Annotated in this window: 1 pseudogene; it reads right to left on the bottom strand. The window is 39.5% G+C overall.

The features are described 5' to 3' along the window. A pseudogene (locus ACG9ZB_RS17315) lies at positions 1-276 on the bottom strand (MutS-related protein); the annotation flags it as partial.

Genomic DNA, 276 nt, shown 5'->3' with positions numbered 1-276 from the left:
ACTTTAGGTTTTTGCAGTTGTTGCTTCTCTAAAATTTTCAGACGATTATGTGCTTCGTTGATCACACTGGCAGGAATACCCGCCAATTTTGCTACTTGTAAGCCGTGACTTTGGCTCGCAGGCCCAGGTTGGACTTTATGTAACAAAATGAGGTTGCCATTGATTTCTTTTGCTGTGACATGGTAGTTATCAATATCAGTTTCTTTCGCCAGCTCGGTCAGTTCAATGTAATGTGTGGCAAATAAACATAATCATTTAATGCGTTTAGTTAAGTCA

Origin of the sequence: Acinetobacter johnsonii (assembly GCF_048551975.1) — a bacterium.
Taxonomy (GTDB): Bacteria; Pseudomonadota; Gammaproteobacteria; order Pseudomonadales; family Moraxellaceae; genus Acinetobacter; species Acinetobacter johnsonii_A.
Note: the sequence above shows the minus strand (reverse complement) of the source record. Positions and strands in the feature narration are given on the sequence as shown.